The organism is Janthinobacterium sp. PSRC1-1 (assembly GCF_049897525.1).
Taxonomy (GTDB): domain Bacteria; phylum Pseudomonadota; class Gammaproteobacteria; order Burkholderiales; family Burkholderiaceae_D; genus Janthinobacterium; species Janthinobacterium tructae.
The window spans coordinates 787,449-804,220 of record NZ_JAFCWK010000001.1; the positions used below are offsets into that span (position 1 = coordinate 787,449).

The window sequence follows — 16,772 nt, forward strand, 5'->3', positions numbered from 1 at the left end:
CTCTCCTTACTTTTTCGCTGCCGGTGCAGCTACCGGCGTCTGAGCCGGGGTTTTCACATTACGGACCAAATCTCCGTCATTGAGGAAGCCGGCGCCGCTGACGACGATCGTCGTGTCGGCCGTGATGCCGCTTACAATCTCGATGCGGTCGCTCAGGCGCCGTCCGGCCTGCACCTTGATCTGGCTGACGCGCTGGTCGGGATTCAGGCGGAAGACATAGCTGAAGCCATCGCGCACGGCAATGGCCTGCTGCGGCACCGTCAGCGCGCCCGAGGTCCCCAGTTCAAATTCGCCGCTGGCGTACATGCCGGCCTTGAACGGCGCATTGTTGCCCGTGCTGGCCGGCAGGTCCACGTAGACGAGGGCGGAACGCGTCTGCGGATCGACGGTAGGGGCGATCATGCGCACCTTGCCCGTCAAGACGCTGCCATTGGCCGCCTTGACTTGCGCCAGCGTGCCCGGTTTCAGGTTCAGCAGCTCGGTGGCCGTCACTTCGGCGCGCCATTCGAGGCGGCCCTGGCGGATCATGCGGAACAGCTCCGTGCCGGTGCCCACCACCGACCCGACGGTGGCCGAGCGCGAGGAGATGATGCCGCTGTCGGGCGCCACCACCTGCGTGTATTTCAGGCGCAGCTGCTGCGACGCCAGCTGCGCCTTGGCAGATGCAATGCGCGCGTTGGCCGTCTGTTCGGCCGTCAGGTACTGGCTGATCTGCTGCGCGCTGATGGCGCCCGTGCTTTGCAGCGAGCGGGCGCGCTGGGCGTTGGCTGCGGCCTCGGCCGCATTCGCTTCCGCTTCCAGCACGGCGGCCTTGGCCTGCGCCACGTCGGCGTTCACCGTGTCGTTCGAGAACACGGCCAGCACCTGGCCGGCGCGCACCACGTCGCCGACATTCACGCGCACGTCGGTGAGGCGCAAGCCGTTCGATTCGCTGCCGATGACGGCTTCCTGCCAGGCGGCCACGTTGCCGTTGGCCTTCAGCTTGATGGGCAGGCTGGCCGTTTGCGGCTTGGCCGTGGTGACGGTCAGCGCAGGCTTTTGCGCCGCGTTCTTGTCTTTGGCATCGTCGGCCGCCGTGGAGGATGGGGAGTACAGGGCCACGCCGGCGCCCAGCATCACGCAAAGGGCGGCAAGGGCGAGCGCCATCGGTTTCAAGGTCATTTTTTTCATGTTGTCGTATCCGTCAGGGGGCATTGTTGGCGATGGCGTTGCTGCTGTTCCAGCCGCCGCCGGCGGCGCGGTACAGCGCTACCCAGGCGGCGCTGCGTTCGCGCGCCAGGTTGACCACGGTGTTTTCGGCGGCCAGGCGCGTGCGGCGCGCGTCTTCCAGTTCGATCAGGCTGGCCAGGCCATTCTTGTAACGGTCTTCGGTGGCGACGAACGACACGCGATAGCCTTCCATGGCCGTTTTCGCATGGCCGCTGCGTTCGTCCGTGCTGGCCAGGTTGACCAGCGCTTCTTCCACTTCGCGCACGGCCTGGCGCACGCCGGCGCGGTATTTCACTACCGCTTCGTCGTAGCGCGCCGTTGCCGCATCGACCTGGGCACGGCGGGTGCCGCCATCGAAGATGGGCAGGCTGACGGCCAGCGGCCCGATGCTCCAGGTGCTGGCCGTGATGCTGCTGCCGCCAGCGCGGATATTGCCTTTGCCGATGGAGCCGGCCAGGCTCAGCCGCGGGTAGCGCTGCGCCTGGGCGCCGCGCACTTCGAAGCTGGCGGCCGCCACTTCGCGTTCGGCGCTGTAGATGTCGGGACGCTGGCCCAGGGTTTGCGCCGGCAGTTGCGCAATCGCCACGGGCGAGGGCAGGACCGCCGGGCTGGCCGCCAGCTTCTGGCGCAGCGTCTCTTCCGGCACCGCCGACAGGGCCACCAGCGCCTTGACATTCACATCGCAGGCGGCGCGTTGTTCGATGGCGCGGCTGGCGCCTTCGGCGGCGCTGGCGCGGGCCAGGGCGGCGTTGGCGGGCGGCTGGAAGCCGGCGCCGGCGCTCAGTTCCGTCAGGCGTGCCGAGTCGCGGCGTGAGATGGCGTCCTGCTCGGCCACGGCCTGCAGTTGCTGGCAGGTGCGCAAGGCGTAGTACTGGTTCGCCACTTCGGCGGCGACCGAGACGCGGGCCTCATGCCAACCCGCCCGGGCGCTGTCGTAGCGCTCCTGTGCCGCATCGCGCGTGGCGCGGTTGGCGCCGAAGACGTCGATCTCCCACGACGCTTGCAAGGCGGCCTGCGAGGTGGTGCCGCCGGGCTGCGCCGATTGCTGGCTGGTGCGCACCACGCTGCCGGTCGCATCGAGCCTGGGCGCCAGCGCGGCGCCGCTGGCGATGCTGTCCGCGCGCGCCTGCACGATGCGCGTGCCGGCGGCGGCGACGGTGGGGCTGACCTGCTGCGCATCGGTGATCAATTCCACCAGCAGGCGATCGCCCTGGCCCTGCCACCAGCTGGCCAGGTCCGTCAGCTTGCCGTTATGCGGCAGCGGCGCCTGCCATTGCGCGGGCGCGCTGGCGGCCACCGCCGCGGGCGGCCCCTGCAGGGCGCAGCCGCCCAGCGCCAGCACGATGCTGGCGGCCAGGGCGCGTTGAACGGTGCATCGAATAGTCGTCATGCTGGTCCTTCTGCTTGTCGTTGAGTGGTGGGGGGAGAGGGAGGCGTGGCCAGGCGCCGGCGCTCCACGTCGGCCATGGCCAGCGCGTAGTCGGTCATGCGCGCCAGCCAGGTATCGATGGCGTGCGGTGTTTCCAGCAATTGCGGACGCAAGGTTTGCAGCACCTCGGCGCCGACCATGTGCTGCAGGGCCAGCGAGGCGATGGAAAACGCCAGGCGGTGCATGTCGTCGCTGTTGTCGGGCGCGCCCAGGTGGCGCGCCAGTACGCGCGTCAGCGCCTCGTGCTCGGCACGGATGTTCTGGTCAACCTCGCGCGCCCACAGGCCCGTCGGTTCGAGCATCTCGCGGCACCACAGGCGCATGCAGTCGCGTGCGATCTCGCCCTGCTGCATGGGAGCGAGCAATTGCGCATAAAAGCCTTCCAGACTTTGGCGCAGGGTGAAATGCGGTTGCTCGTACAGGGCGATATTGTCTTGTGGATTCGATAGTTGATGGGAGAAGGCGGCGCGGTACAGGCCCGCCTTGTCGCCAAAATAGTAGCGGATGGCCGCCGCGTTGGTGCCGGCCGCCTGCGCCAGTTCGCGCGTGGACGTCTTGGCGTAGCCTTGCTCGGCAAACAGGCGGATGGCGCTATGCAGCAGCCGCTCGCGCGACTGTTCTCCATCGGAACGCGGCTTGCGTCCGTCGTCGGCGTGGGGAGTGGGGATGGCGTTTTTTTCAATCATGCCGGAGATTTAATCACATATCTCAAACGATTGATATAACTAAATCGTTTGATTTAGTTAAGGAAAGATGAAGAGGCGTGGAAAACGCAGGCAAAAAAAAGCCCGCGTACTAGCGCGGGCGCAATCCAATGTTCAGGGAACGAATTGGAGGAGACAGTTCCACTATAGCGCTGAAAATGGTGCGGTGCAATACCGTAGAACTACTGTATCGATCTGCTTCAGATGGCAAGAAATCCAGATTTATGCTGCGGCGCACCCGAATCAGGGCTTGCTGCGCAGGGCCAGCGTAAACGTGCTGCCGGAGCCGTAGTCGCTATTGAAGAACAGGGCCCCGCCGATGGCGTTGGCCAGGTTCTGGCACAGGTACAGGCCCAGTCCCGCGCCTTCCACGTGGCGCGTGGAGGTGGAATCGAGCTGCGAGAAGGCCTGGAACAGCTTGGCCTGGTCTTCTTCCTTGATGCCGGCGCCACTGTCGGCGATGCTCATTTCCGTCACCAGCCCGCCGTCTTCTTCGCGCTGGGACAGGCTGATGCGCACCGTGCCCTGTTCCGTGAACTTGATGGCGTTGTTGAGCAGGTTGATGAGGATTTGTGTCAGCGCGCGGCGGTCCGTGTCGATGATGACGGGCGGCTGGCCCGCTTCGCCCAGTGCCATTTCCAGCGCCAGGCCCTTTTGCTGGGCCAGGGGGCGCAAGGTGTCGGCCACTTCGGCCATCAGCTCCTGGCAGTGCACGGGCTCGATCGACAGGGTCAGCTTGCCCGCTTCGATCTTGGCCACGTCGAGGATGTCGTTGATCAGGGAGAGCAGATGGCGCGCGCTGGCGCGGATGGTATTGAGTTGTTTGTCCTGGTCGGACGTCAGGGGGCCGGGCAGTTTCATCAGCAATGCGCCGGTAAACCCGATGATGGCGTTCAGCGGCGTGCGCAGTTCATGCGACATATTGGCGATGAAGGCGGACTTCATGCGGCTCGCCTCGGCCAGTTCCAGGTTCTTCAGGGCGATTTCGCGGTTGATGGTTTCCAGTTCGGCCGCATGGTGCGCCAGGCGCATGTTCAATTCAATCACCTGGCGTTCACGCGCCTGCAGTTCGCCGTTGACCTGCACCGCCTGTTCATACGTGGAAATGAGCAAATCGAGGATTTGCTGGCGCTCCGCATTGATGAAGTGCTTCTGGTCGCCCAGGTACAGGGCGATGCCGATTTCCACATTCTGGTTCTTGCGCAGCTTCTGGTTCATCAGCATGTGGCTGATGCGGTTGAGCAGGTAGTCTTCCGCATACGGCTTGCGGATGAAATTGTCGGCGCCGCATTCGATGCCGCGGATGATGTCCTTCGGGTCGTTGAGCGAGGTGACGAGGATCACGGGAATATCGCGCAGGGTCGGATCTGACTTGATGGCGCGGCACAGGTCGTAGCCATTCATTTCAGGCATGACGATATCGGACAGCACCAGGTGCGGCTTGCGCTCGCGGATGGCGGCCAGGGCCAGCTGGCCATTCGACGCCACGCGCGCGTTGTAGTGCAGCGACTGGATCAGGCGGCGCAATCGCTCCGCCTGGGTCGGGCTGTCCTCGACGATCAGGATCTCGATTTCGTCAGGCTTGATTTGGTTGTTGGAGTCCACAGACCTCTCCTAGAATTTCAGTGTGGTGATGCTGGGCGCGGTGAGCGCGCAATATCGACATCGTATGACTATATCGGATTTAGGTCTGCAAAAGTAACTTCCAGGTAACTATTTTGGCCACAGGGAATGCTGTGGCCGCCTGTCAGTTTTCGCCCTGGAACTGGCCTGCGCGATACGTCAGCACCAGCGTATCGCGGTGGCCATGCTCGCCGATGGGCTGGATCGGTGTCGATTCGTGGATCACCGCCGCATCGTCGAGCAGCAGCAGCGACCAAGGCTCGGTCAGGGTAAAGCGCTTGCCGTTGGGACCATGGGCTTCGAAGATGCGCGTCTCGCCGCCCTTGACCTGTTCGCGTCCGATCAGCAGCACGGCGACGAAATCGACGCCGTCGCGGTGCGCGCCTTCCGGCGTAGGGCGGCCGATGCCATCGGTCGTATCGATGCGGAACTGGTGCGCCTCGATGAACCACGGCTGGCTGCCCTTGACCTGCGAGCAGGCGTCGCCCAGCGCACGGATCAGCTGTTGCCAGGCTGGCTGCGCGACGATGGCCGGCTCGACCGGCTCGAACAGGCGGTGCATGCCGCCATGCAGGGCGTTGTATTCGACCGGTTGCCAGTGCGGGCGGTGCGCCGTCTGCGTCAGGCGCGCGCCATCCTGCACGAAGCACGAGTGGCGCCGGCGGCGATAGCGGCCGCCATCCTTCAGGTAATTGTCCAGCGCCAGCGTATTCCAGCTGCCTTCCAGCGCGCGCAGCGCGGCCAGCGGGCAGCCGGCCAGCGCGGCCACGTCCAGCGGGCGCAGGACGGCATAGCCGTCATCGCGCAAGGCGTCCTTGACGTGGGACGGGTCGGTAAAGATCGGTGCGGAAGTGCTCATGGCGGTGCGGGCCGGAACGCGGCCTGTCTCAGTTTATCCAGCCTGGCATTCTACGACTTCGCGGCGACTCTTGTGTTACGTCCGCCAGGAATTATGCTTGTTGCGTTAAAAATTCTTTACCAGGGTCAGGCGCAGCGAGCGCGATTCCACCGGATGGAAGTGGATATCGTCGACCGGCTGCGCCTCGCCGGGCAGGCGCGAGGCATAGTAGTAATCGATGGCCGAGTCGCGCCGGTTGGCCAGGTTGTAGCCCTCGACTTCCACGCGCAAGGTCTTGTTGATCTGATAGGCGAGGCGCCCGTTCAAGCCTACGCTGGCCGCCGAGCGCACGCTGTTGTCTTCGATCAGCGGGCGCGGACCGAAGTAGCGCAGGCGCAGGGAGCCCGACCACGGCCCCGCCGGCGTCAGCGTCATGGCCAGCTGGGCCACGCCTTCGATGGCGCCGGGGATGAAGTCGCCGGCCGGGGCGCTGCCGCGCGAGCGCGCCCGCGCATACGCCAGGTCCAGGTCCAGCGACAGCCAGCTGGCCGCCTTGTAGTAGCTGGAAAACTCGATGCCATAGCGGCGGCTGGGGCGGCCCGCCTCGGTGGCGCCGGCGTCGCCGATGAACAGCAGCTCGGAATCGAAGTCCAGGCGGTACAGCGACAGCGAGGTTTGCAGGCCGGCGATGGCGGCGCTGCGCAAGCCCAGTTCCAGTGCGCGCGAGCGCACCAGGGGGGCCGCTTCGCCCGTCTTCGGGTCGAGCGTGATCGTCGTGCCGCGCGCGTCGTTGCTGTGAAAGCCATTGCCGATGTTGACATACGCTTCCGTCTCGCGCCACGGCCCGGCGATCACGCTCAGGCTGGGGCTGAACAAATGGTCGCTGGCCGTGCCCGAATTGGCGGCGCGGTCGCTGCGCACGTCGAAACGGTAGGCGTCGGCGCGCAGGCCGGCCACGGTGCGCAGCGACCGCGACCAGCGCGTGCTGTTTTCGCCATATACGCCGATGCTCGATTCGACGATATGGTCTTGCCGCGTGGTCGACACGATCTGGCGCTGGCGCGTGTGGTACAGGCCATTGTGGATATTGTCGTTCTGCAGCTGCACGCCGATGGTGGTGTCGCTGCTGCCCCGGTCCGTGTGGCGGTGCCAGGTGTGGCTGGCGTCGAGGCCGGCCGTCACGCGCCGATCGGGCTGGGCGAACTGGTCGCCGTTGACCGGGTCGTCCATCGCATACGTAAAATTCGAGAACAGGGCCAGGCGGTTGGCGATCACATACGCGCTGACCTTGGACGACACGTCGTCCGTGGTCTGGCGCCAGGCGCCCGACAGGCTGTAGCGCTGCGCCTTGCCGCCGTCGCTGGCATCGATGGCGTCGAAGCGGCCCAAGGTGCCGTCCCGCACGGCGCGCAGCGGAATCTGGTCGGTGGCGTTCCAGCTGGCGTCGTACGCCATGGCCGTGACGTTGACACCGTTGTTGGCATAGCCTTCGCTGTAGCGCAGCACGCCATTGAATTTGCGGTAGCGGTCCGGCTGCGTGAACGGGCCATCGTTATGCTGCGCTTCGAGCGCGTACAGCAGGCTGCCGTCGCCCGCGTCAAACGAATCGGCCAGCAGGGCGCGGCGAAAGCCGTTTTGCCCGATCCCCGCGCTGGCGATTCCCTGCGTCAGGCGGTTCGCGTAGACGATGGACGCCGCGCCGGCCGAGGAAAAATCGCCTTGCGCCGCCGCATACGGCCCCTTTTTGTAATCGAGGCGCATGGCCAGTTCGGGGATCAGGAAGTTCAGATCCGTCCAGCCCTGGCCGTGGCCATGGCTGCGCTGGTTGACGGGCATCTCGTCGACGCTGGTGCGCAAGTCCGTGCCGTGATCGAGGTTGAAGCCGCGCAGGTAGAACTGGTTGGCCTTGCCTTCGCCGCTATGCTGGCTGACGATCAGCCCCGGCACGGCTTCGAGCAATTCGCCGGGCCGGTAGCTGGTGCGCGCGTCGAGCTGCTGTTGCGTGACGCTGCCCACGTTGGCCGAATCGGCCACGCCGAGCTGGTTCAGGCGCGAACCGTCGACCAGCACGCGCTGGAAGATGTCGTCGGCGTGGGCGGCGGTGGTTGCAAACAGGGTGGCGAGGAGCAGGGGCAGAGAGCGTGGCGTCATGGGTATAGTGGGGCTTGGCGGATCGGCAGTTCCGTGTTCTGGCGGTCGAACATCAGCGTCTGGATGCTGCCGCTGTCCTGCACATTGAGGGTATTGCGCTGGCTGGGCAGGAAATCGATCAGCAACTGGTTGTGGATGCGCGTGGCGGGGGCCAGGCGCGTGTGCTCGATCTCCTGGAAGATCACCACATTGTCGGCATTGACCTTCATGCCGACCCAGTTCAGGCGCAATCGCTTGCCGTCCGGCGCCACGAGATAAAACTGTTTGTCGACATAGCGGCGCAGCGCCGCCTCGCTGTCTTCCTGGCCCAGGTCGAAGCGGCGCTGGTACAGATTTGTCAGCAGCGCCTCGACGTCATGGCCCGTGTAGGTGTGTACCACTTCCGTGCTGCCGCTGGCCGGGTTATAGCTGATGTCGGCGATGCCCATGTGGAAATTGTGGGCGCCGGCCGCCATGCTGGCGCAGGCCAGCATGGCGCAAGCGAGCAGGCGCCAGCGCTTCACGCCTCGTCGCCCTTGGCCGAGCCGCTGCCTTTCAACGGCGTCTGAAAGTCGCGCATCAGGTTATCCTTGGGGGATTTTTCGCTCTTGAACAGTTCCAGGCGCGATGGCGTGATTTTTCTCGGCCAGCTATTGTTGCTGGTGTCAATGTCGGCCGTTTCCCAGTACGGATCCTGCACCAGGCCCACCATTGGTTCATCGGTGATGACGACCTTGGTGATTTTCTTCGGCGAGTAGCGCCACACTTCGGCCGGCACGCGCTCGACGTATTTTTTGCCGCTTTTCAGTTCGATCTCGAGGATCAGCGGCATGACCATGCCGCCCAAGTTCGACAGGTCGACCAGGTACAGGTGCTTGCCCTGTTTCAGCAAGTCCTTTTCCCACGGTTCCAGAGCGGCCAGCGCTTCGGCGTAGGCGTTGCGGTCCTTGTTGGTCACCGTGAAATCGTCGTGCTGGTTGTAGAAATCCTTCAGCTCCGGGTGCGCGTCGACGCGGCGCGGCATGCCCTTGTTGGCGCGGCTCGTGACCGATTCCGGCTGGGCGTCCTTCTGCGCCTTTTTCCAGGCTTTTTCCGTTTCCGGATTTTTGGAGCTCACGCCGTATTCGCTGATGCCGTCGATGCTGATGTCGACCGGGTCGGTGGTGTAAAACCAGCCGCGCCAGAACCAGTCCAGGTCGGTGCCGGAGGCGTCTTCCATGGTGCGGAAAAAGTCGGCGGGCGTGGGGCGCTTGAACTTCCAGCGCTGCGCATATTCCTTGAACGCGTAGTCGAACAGTTCGCGTCCGAGGATGGTTTCGCGCAGGATGTTCAGGCCGGCCGCCGGCTTGGCGTAGGCGTTGTTACCGAACTGCAGCAAGGACTCTGAATTGGTCATGATGGGCACCTGGTCGCGGCTACGCATGTAGTCGACGATTTCGCGTGGCTCGCCGCGCGAGGCCGGGTAGTTCTCTTCCCACGCCTGCTGCGCCAGGTACTGCACGAAGGTGTTCAGGCCCTCGTCCATCCAGGTCCATTGGCGCTCGTCCGAGTTGATGATCATCGGGTAGTAGTTGTGGCCCACCTCGTGGATGATCACGCCGATCAGGCCATACTTGGTGCGCTTGGAGTAGGTCAGCTCGCCCGTCTTTTTGTCTTTCACGGGACGGGGGCCGTTGAACGAGATCATCGGATACTCCATGCCGCCCACAGGGCCGTTGACGGAGATGGCCGTCGGGTACGGGTAGTCGATGCTGTACTTGTTGTACTGTTCGATCGTGTGCACGATGGCTTGCGTGCTGTACTTTTCCCACAGCGGATTGCCCTCTTTCGGGTAGTAGGACATGGCCATCACGTCGCTGCCGCCCTTCTTGTAGCCCTGCGCATCCCAGATGAACTTGCGGCTCGAGGCCCAGGCGAAGTCGCGCACGTTGGCCGCCTTGAAGTGCCAGGTCTTTTGCGCGCGGCTGATGGATTTTTCGGCCGCCTCCGCCTCTTTTTGCGTGACGATGACGACGGGCTTGTCGCTGCCGCGGGCCTGTTCCAGGCGCTCGCGCTGCGCGGACGACAGCACCTCCTGCGGATTTTGCAGTTCGCCCGTGGCGGCGACGATATGGTCGGCGGGCACCGTCAGCTGCACGTCGTAGTCGCCGAACTCCAGCGTGAATTCGCCCGAGCCGAGGAACTGCTTGTGCTGCCAGCCGGCCGCGTCGTAATAGGCCGCCATGCGCGGGAACCACTGCGCCACTTCGAACAGGGCATTCTTGTCGTCGAAGACTTCATAGCCGGCGCGCCCGCCCAGCACCTTCTGTTCATTGATGCGGTAATCCCAGTCGATCTGGAAGACGAAATCCTGGCCCGGTTTCAGGGGCTGCGGCAGGTCGATGCGCATCATCGTGCGGTTCACAACATATTTCAAAGGCTGGCCATCGGCGCCCTTCAAGGCACGGATATGGAAGCCGCCCTGGAAGTCGCCGCGCGCGAGGATGCCGCGCAAGCCTTCGAATTTCATCGCATCGTCGCCCGCCGTTTTGGCCCACGCCTGGCGCGACGGTGCCGTGGTCATGCGGCGCGCGTCGGAATCGGGCTGGTAGATATTCTGGTCCAGCTGCAGCCACAGGTAGCCGAGGGTGTCGGGCGACTGGTTGTGGTAGGTGATGCTGCCGCTGCCGGCGATTTCGCGTTTGGCTTCGTCCAGGGTGGCGCGGATGGTGTAGTCGGCGCGCTGCTGCCAGTAGGCGTGGCCTGGCGCGCCGGAGGCGGTGCGGTAGGTGTTCGGGGTGGGCAGCACTTCTTCAAGCTGGCGGAACTTGTCGTCGAATGGTTCGGCAGCGAAAGCTGACACGGTAAAACACAAAGCCAACGAGGCTACGGAGCCGAAAGGTATGCGCATGGTCACCCTGATGTTGTTGTAAGGAAATAGTGGCAACTATTCTATACGCAGGGTGGGGCCAGCCATGTATCGATTTGTAATAAAGAAAGGCGGATTGTGCGCCAGCTTTTGCCTGGCGCTGTCAGGGCGATGCTTTGCCTGATTTTGCTCGGAAAAGCGGCGCTTTTATTCACTTTTCATCAGGCTGTCGCGCAACTGGTTCAGTTGTTGTTTCATGTCCACAACCTGCTCCACGCTGCAGTGGCTGGCCGTCAGGATGGCTTCGGGCAGCAGGGCCGCTTCATGGCGCAACTGGTCGCCCTGTGCGGTCAGGGAAATGATGACCTGGCGCTCGTCGCTGGCGGCGCGCGTGCGCGTCAACAGGCCCGACTGTTCCATGCGCTTGAGCAGGGGCGTCAGGGTGGCCGAGTCGAGGAACAGGCGCTCGCCCACTTCCGACACCGTCAAGCCGTCGCGCTCCCACAGCACCATCATCACCAGGTATTGCGAATAGGTGAGACCGAGTTTACGCAGCAGCTTGCGGTACAGCTTGTTCATGGCGAGTGAGGTCGAGTACAGCGCAAAGCACAGCTGGCTGTCCAGGCGCGGCACCTGGTGCAAGGGCTTGGGGGCGGGGGTGGTATCCATGGACACAGTATATATAGTGCGCTATTTAATTGCAATGCGCGGCGCCGGACCTGGCGATCCGGCGCCGGACGCGGATGTTTATCCGGCGTAGCGCGCGCGCAGCAACTGCAGCATCGCGACGTTCTGGTCCCAGGCGTCGCTCACGGGCTGCTGCGTGTATGGCAGCGTTTGCGTGTAGGGCGCGGGGCCGAATTCCGGCGTGAACGTCATGCGCTCGGCGCCGGCCGCGCGGCGCAGGGCGACGATGGCGTCCCACCACGCCAGGTGGGCGTCGAGCGCCGGCTTGGCTTCCGGCGCGCGGAAGTCGGCCACCTGCGGGCCTTGCGCATGACCGACGCGCGCGTGCACGTGGCGCACCAGCGGCAGCACTTGCGCCAGGGTCTGTGGCTGGTCTTCCAGCAGCGATTCGCAGGCGCAGCACCAGTGCGACAGGTCGGCCGTCAAGGGCAAATCCGTGTACTGCTGCAGATACGGCAGCAGCAGCATCGGGTGGCCGGAAAAGCGGCTGCGATGGATTTCGTGCACGATGGGCACGCCGTGCTTTTCCGAGATCGCGGCGGCCAGGTCGAGCAACTGCGCGTTTTGCGCCTGGCTGTAGTAATCCTTGCCCGTGTGCGTATTGACCAGCACGGGGCGCGCCAGGCAGGCGTTTTCCAGCAGTTCCGCCAGGGCGGCGCGGTGCAGACCGAAGTCGCTGTGGAACACGGTTTCCCACTGCGCGGCGATCAGTTGCAGTCCCGCCCTGGTGATGCGGTCCGTCCATTCCTCGCGCAGGGCCGTGTCCAGCGGCAGCGACATCTCGATGCCGTCAAAGCCGGCCGCCAGAACCTTGTCGATGAAGACCTCGGGCGCCAGCTCGTTATTGCCCCAGTGGGCGGCGAAGACGTCGATGCGCATCAGACGAAGCCCCGCACGGGGAACGCCGCGTCGCGCTGGATCCAGTTGTGCGCCGCGTACTCGGTCTGGCCGTCGGTGGCGTGCAGGGTGTAGGCGTGGCGCGAGACGGGCGAGCGGTTCGGCGCGCTGTAATGGGGCAGCAAGCCGTGGAAGCAGACGAGGGCGCCGGCCTTCACTTCCAGCGGCACGGCCGTGCTGTCGTCGGGCCACGGCGTCGCATCGAGCTTTTCCACGCGCACGGCGTCGCCGTTGCGGATGAAGCGTTCGCGCAGGGGGCCGCGGTGGCCACCCGGTTCGGCCCACAGGCAGCCGTTGTCCAGGGTCGCGTCTTCCAGCGCGAACCAGAACGTGGTCACGCTGATCGGCGTGGTTTCGAAATAGGTGGCGTCCTGGTGCCAGCGCACTTCGCCGCCGATGCCGGGCTGTTTAAAAATGTACATCGATTGCCAGACCTGCGCGTCCGCCAGGCCCAGGTCGCGCGCCACCTCGGCCAGTTTCGGGTCGGCCGAAAAGGCGCGGAAGACGGGGTCCAGGTCATGCATGGCGTGGCCGATCTTGTTGATCGACAGGGACTTCGCCTGCTTTAATTGACCGTCCGGGCCGAACGCCTCTTCCTCGAAGAAGCAGCGGATGGTGTTGTCGGAGGCGAGAAAATAATCGTTGGTGTTCTTCGCCTGATCGCGCGTGGTGAAGATGGACTGGCTGACGCTGGGGTCGAATTCGTTGACAATCTGCTCGGCGCGCGCGCGCAAGGCGGCGATGTCGTCCGCTCCCTTGAAATCGGGCAGGATGAGGTAGCCGTCGCGTTGGTATTGTTCTTGTTGTGAGATTGTCAGCATGGCGGCGGCTCCGGAAGGTCTATGGAAAACGCCATTGTAGGATGGGCGAGGGCGGCAAACAATCGCCCAGCGGTTGACAGATTGTCGCCAAAACGCAGACAATCTTTGACATGGATCAACTAAAAGCGATGGAAATCTTTGTCGAAGTGGCGCGCCAGCGCAGCTTCACCGTGGCCGGGCAGCGCCTGGGCCTGACGCGCGCCATGGTCAGCAAGACCATCATGCAGCTGGAAGAACGGCTGCATGCGCGCCTGCTGCACCGTTCCACGCGCGAAGTGAGCCTGACGGACGCCGGTCGAGCCTACCTGGCGCCGTGCATGGCGACCGTCAGCCAGGCGCAGGAAGCGGCGCGCATGGTGGCGCACGTGGCGCAGACGGGAGCGGGGGCGGAGCTGGCCGGGCCGCTGCGCATCCAGGCGCCATCGAGTTTCGGCAGCGCGTGGCTGGCCGATGCCGTCGCCCGTTTCTGCCTGCTGCACCCGCAGGTGCGGGCCGAGTTGTTTGTCGACGATGCGCTGCTCGACCCGATACGCCACGGTTTTGATTTGACCATCCGCGTGGGCGGCATCCCGGACAGCAGCGCGCTGGCCATGCGCCCGCTGGCGCCGTGCCGCGCCGTGCTGTGCGCCAGCCCTGCCTATCTGGCGCAATGGGGCGTGCCGCAGGTGCCGCAAGACTTGTTGCAGCATCAGTGCCTGCATTTCAGCCACCTGACCGATGGCACACACTGGCATTTCCAGCGGGGAGAGGGGGAACAGCGCGAGGAAGTGGGCGTGCGCGTGCAGGCGGGTTTTACGGCGAATAATGGCCTGGTGCTACAGCAGGCGGCGCAGCGGGGGCTCGGCATCGTCTACAGCACCACCTTCCTCGCCTGGCGCAATCTGCTCGATGGCAGCCTGCTGCCCGTGCTGTCCGGCTGGGCGCTGCCGCTGAATCATTTGAGCGCGCTGTATCCGGCCAGCCGGCAAATGTCGCCGAAGGTGCGCGCGCTGATCGATTTCCTGGTGGCCGAATACCAGCCCGTGCCGCCGTGGGACCGCGAGCTGGCAGCGGCCGGATTTTTTAGTTGAAGGTGACGGGTTCCAGCGTCCATGCTCCGTCCGCGTACACGCGCTCGTCATCGAGGTAAACGGCTTCGGTGACGGCGAAGATATCGACGTGGTAGCGCGCATCCTTGCGCTTGAACTGCGGCTTGGTGTAGACGCCGTGCTTGGCGCCCAGCGACAAATGGATGCCGCACATGCGTTCATACGTGCCGATGTCGTTGACCAGCTGCTCGCGCGAAAAGGCGCGGTTCATGCCGAAGCCCAGTTCGCGCACCCACACGTCGCCCTCATGCGCGCGGATGATCTCCAGCATGGCGGTAAATTCCGGCGTAGCGTGCTCCGTGCCCGTGACTCTGCCCTTGTCGATGATCAGGGTGATCGGCGTGTCGGGGCGGTTGACCATGAACTGCGTGTCGCCGAAAACAAAGATGCGCACGCGCCCGTTCACCGCTTCCAGGTCCTGCGCTTCCGTAAACACTTCGCCCAGGGGGAACTGGCCGCCGATATTGTTCATCCCCGCGTAATCGCCGATATTGAGTTTGGCCGATTCGAACGGCGAGGCGAACACCAGCTGCTCGCCGCCGCTGTCGACCATGCCGTGGCGGGCGCCGTCGATGCGCGCTTTCAGTGCATGGCCCACGCCGCGGTAGTAGGCGGGGTCGTAGGCCAGCGAAGCGATGTAGTGCAGCCCCTGCACGCCGGGCATGCGCGACAGGTGCACGTGTTCGATCACTTTCAGGCCCCGCTTGAACAGCTCGATGCGGATGCGGAACGCTTCCAGGCGGAAGCTGGTCGACTGGATCAGCACGACAAGGCTGCCGGCCGGCAGTTCGGCAAACGCGGCCAGCACGGCGTCGGGCGTGACCTCGTCGAAATCGATGAAGCTCGCGTCCGGCAAGGCCTGGCGATACGCTTCCGTCAGCACGACATTGAGCCAGCTGCGCTTGTCGCAGACGATCAGGGCCGGTTCGTCCGGGCGGTGGCAGATGGCCATGGCCAGCAGGTCGGCCACGTTTTGCGCGGCCACTTCGGTGGCGGCGGCGCTGATGGCGTCGAGCCGGCTGGTGTCATTCTCGGGAAGCGTCATGGTGCGGAGGTGTCTGGCGTGAAGGAATCGCAGCATTATAAGATGATTGCTGCTTGAGGTGATTGCGGCAGGGCACACCATTCCCCATCCGGCGCAGGACCTGTGGCTGCCGCGCCCTGATTATCTTGTGTAGTGCTTTATGGCAATGTATTATTTGATAGATGGTATATGAATGGGTATGAATGGGTATGGCAGCGAGCCTGGAAGCGCATCGGCGCAGCGGCAAAGCCGCGCATGCGCACGGTGACACGCTTTCAGTGATGCAGGGACAACAAGCCAACAGGCGATGATGAAGAGTGTGATGTGATGAGCATAATCGGACAAGATATTCCCATGGAGCGGCCAGATACGGATGGGCGCGCTGCCGTATTCGTTCCCGTCACGGGCGTCAAGGAAGATGTCTTGCTGACCATACGCAAGGGGGCGGCGATCGTCGGCTTTGCCAATCACGACCGCACGATCACCGTGTATTTTGAAAGCAACCGCTTTGACGATCCCGTGCTGGCCAAGTGGGAGCACAAGGCGCGCAAGGCCTACGACCGCCTGGTCGAGAATGCGCCCACGGTGTCGAAGCTGACCACCAGCCCCGTCAATTTCGAGCAGATCGGCTATATCAATGGCAAGGGCATCACCATCCGCCGCATGGAAAGCTTGCAGCGCTGGCTCGCGTATTCGGACGCGATGGAGACGTGCCCGGCAACCGATATCATTCCGCGCACGGTGATCGCCAAGATTGACGCTGTCAAGGTGTAAGAGCGGCTGATAAAACGCCCATGGCGTTGTTGCCTGCCTCTCGCCGTACTGACGTACTGTCTTCGAGGCGGCGCTTGGCCCTGAGCATTTTCTCAGCAGCTCCTGGTGTGCATACGGGAGCCAACGATGTTGTCGGATTACGCGCGGCTTTGCCCCGCTAATCCGACCTTGTATTATTCCCTTCATGCCGTTCGCGATATTGCGGACGGTATCGACCGCTGTCAAAATCTTGGTAGGCATATCAAGACCGGGTAACTGGATGCCGTATCCGCCCTTAGGCTCCGAGCCAGTTTCGTAGATCTCGCACCAGTTACCCATCCTCCATGTCAAGATCGGACAGTATCTTTGGCACCGGCATGCCGGTTAGCCCGCATTCACAAGGTAGATCGCAAGAGGACCACAGCATGTTTAATTTAGGAATCGACGTTGCCAAGGCGAAGCTCGACTGCGCGCTGCGCCTGCCGAATGGAAAACACCGTAACAAAGTGGTAGAAAACAATGACAAAGGATTCGTTGCACTCAGCGAATGGCTGCTCAAGCAGGATGCCGGCAGCCCGCGCGTGTGTATGGAAGCGACCGGTACCTACTGGGAAAGAGTGGCTGAATATCTGGCGGGACGGGGCATGCTGGTCAGTGTCATCAATCCGGCGCAGATCAAGGCCTTCGGCGCTTCGCGCCTGGTGCGCACCAAAACGGACAA

At 63.9% G+C, this 16,772-nt stretch carries 15 protein-coding genes; 3 read left to right on the forward strand and 12 right to left on the reverse strand.

All coding sequences use genetic code 11. The features are described from left to right. Window positions 1-6: 6 nt before the first annotated feature. From ACP7DW_RS03555 to ACP7DW_RS03605, 11 genes are all read right to left on the reverse strand, one after another. On the reverse strand, window positions 7-1,170 hold the full coding sequence (locus ACP7DW_RS03555) for an efflux RND transporter periplasmic adaptor subunit (RefSeq protein WP_426053382.1): 1,164 nt from the start codon (window positions 1,168-1,170) through the stop codon (window positions 7-9). 13 nt (window positions 1,171-1,183) lie between these two features. After that, window positions 1,184-2,599 (reverse strand): efflux transporter outer membrane subunit, encoded by a 1,416-nt coding sequence (locus tag ACP7DW_RS03560; RefSeq protein ID WP_426053381.1) that lies wholly within the window; start codon window positions 2,597-2,599, stop codon window positions 1,184-1,186. Beyond that, window positions 2,596-3,324 carry a CerR family C-terminal domain-containing protein gene (locus ACP7DW_RS03565; protein ID WP_426053380.1) on the reverse strand — a complete coding sequence of 243 codons (729 nt, stop codon included), beginning with the start codon at window positions 3,322-3,324 and terminating at the stop codon, window positions 2,596-2,598. Before ACP7DW_RS03565 ends, ACP7DW_RS03560 begins: the two co-directional genes overlap by 4 nt. Before the next feature lie 261 nt (window positions 3,325-3,585). Then, on the reverse strand, window positions 3,586-4,947 hold the full coding sequence (locus ACP7DW_RS03570) for a hybrid sensor histidine kinase/response regulator (protein ID WP_426053379.1): 1,362 nt from the start codon (window positions 4,945-4,947) through the stop codon (window positions 3,586-3,588). Between the two features lie 142 nt (window positions 4,948-5,089). Beyond that, window positions 5,090-5,824: a 2OG-Fe dioxygenase family protein gene (locus ACP7DW_RS03575; RefSeq protein WP_426053378.1), complete on the reverse strand. Its 735-nt coding sequence runs from the start codon at window positions 5,822-5,824 to the stop codon at window positions 5,090-5,092. 105 nt (window positions 5,825-5,929) lie between these two features. Next, window positions 5,930-7,954: a TonB-dependent receptor gene (locus ACP7DW_RS03580; protein ID WP_426053377.1), complete on the reverse strand. Its 2,025-nt coding sequence runs from the start codon at window positions 7,952-7,954 to the stop codon at window positions 5,930-5,932. Further along, complete coding sequence (locus ACP7DW_RS03585) at window positions 7,951-8,457, reverse strand: DUF6702 family protein (RefSeq protein WP_426053376.1); 507 nt, start codon at window positions 8,455-8,457, stop codon at window positions 7,951-7,953. Before ACP7DW_RS03585 ends, ACP7DW_RS03580 begins: the two co-directional genes overlap by 4 nt. Beyond that, window positions 8,454-10,823, reverse strand: coding sequence for a M1 family metallopeptidase (locus tag ACP7DW_RS03590; protein ID WP_426053375.1), 2,370 nt, complete (start codon window positions 10,821-10,823; stop codon window positions 8,454-8,456). The genes ACP7DW_RS03585 and ACP7DW_RS03590 overlap by 4 nt, the downstream gene beginning before the upstream one ends. A gap of 165 nt (window positions 10,824-10,988) precedes the next feature. Then, the gene (locus ACP7DW_RS03595) at window positions 10,989-11,450 is read right to left on the reverse strand and encodes a MarR family winged helix-turn-helix transcriptional regulator (protein WP_426053374.1); all 462 of its coding nucleotides are present in this window, start codon (window positions 11,448-11,450) and stop codon (window positions 10,989-10,991) included. Window positions 11,451-11,528: 78 nt separating this feature from the next. After that, the gene (locus ACP7DW_RS03600; RefSeq protein WP_426053373.1) at window positions 11,529-12,347 is read right to left on the reverse strand and encodes a sugar phosphate isomerase/epimerase family protein; all 819 of its coding nucleotides are present in this window, start codon (window positions 12,345-12,347) and stop codon (window positions 11,529-11,531) included. Continuing rightward, a complete protein-coding gene (locus ACP7DW_RS03605) occupies window positions 12,347-13,186 on the reverse strand; it encodes a phytanoyl-CoA dioxygenase family protein (RefSeq protein WP_426053372.1) in 840 nt (279 codons plus the stop codon). The genes ACP7DW_RS03600 and ACP7DW_RS03605 overlap by 1 nt, the downstream gene beginning before the upstream one ends. 110 nt (window positions 13,187-13,296) lie before the next feature. Here ACP7DW_RS03605 and ACP7DW_RS03610 point away from each other — a divergent pair, with 110 nt between their 5' ends. Continuing rightward, window positions 13,297-14,256 (forward strand): LysR family transcriptional regulator, encoded by a 960-nt coding sequence (locus tag ACP7DW_RS03610; RefSeq protein WP_426053371.1) that lies wholly within the window; start codon window positions 13,297-13,299, stop codon window positions 14,254-14,256. Here ACP7DW_RS03610 and ACP7DW_RS03615 read toward each other — a convergent pair. After that, window positions 14,249-15,319, reverse strand: coding sequence for a hypothetical protein (locus tag ACP7DW_RS03615; RefSeq protein ID WP_426053370.1), 1,071 nt, complete (start codon window positions 15,317-15,319; stop codon window positions 14,249-14,251). The two genes, ACP7DW_RS03610 and ACP7DW_RS03615, sit on opposite strands and share 8 nt — an antisense overlap. Before the next feature lie 333 nt (window positions 15,320-15,652). Here ACP7DW_RS03615 and ACP7DW_RS03620 point away from each other — a divergent pair, with 333 nt between their 5' ends. Continuing rightward, window positions 15,653-16,072 carry a hypothetical protein gene (locus ACP7DW_RS03620; RefSeq protein ID WP_282406657.1) on the forward strand — a complete coding sequence of 140 codons (420 nt, stop codon included), beginning with the start codon at window positions 15,653-15,655 and terminating at the stop codon, window positions 16,070-16,072. Between the two features lie 404 nt (window positions 16,073-16,476). After that, a partial coding sequence (locus ACP7DW_RS03625) for an IS110 family transposase (protein ID WP_426053369.1) occupies window positions 16,477-16,772 on the forward strand: 296 nt, incomplete at its 3' end.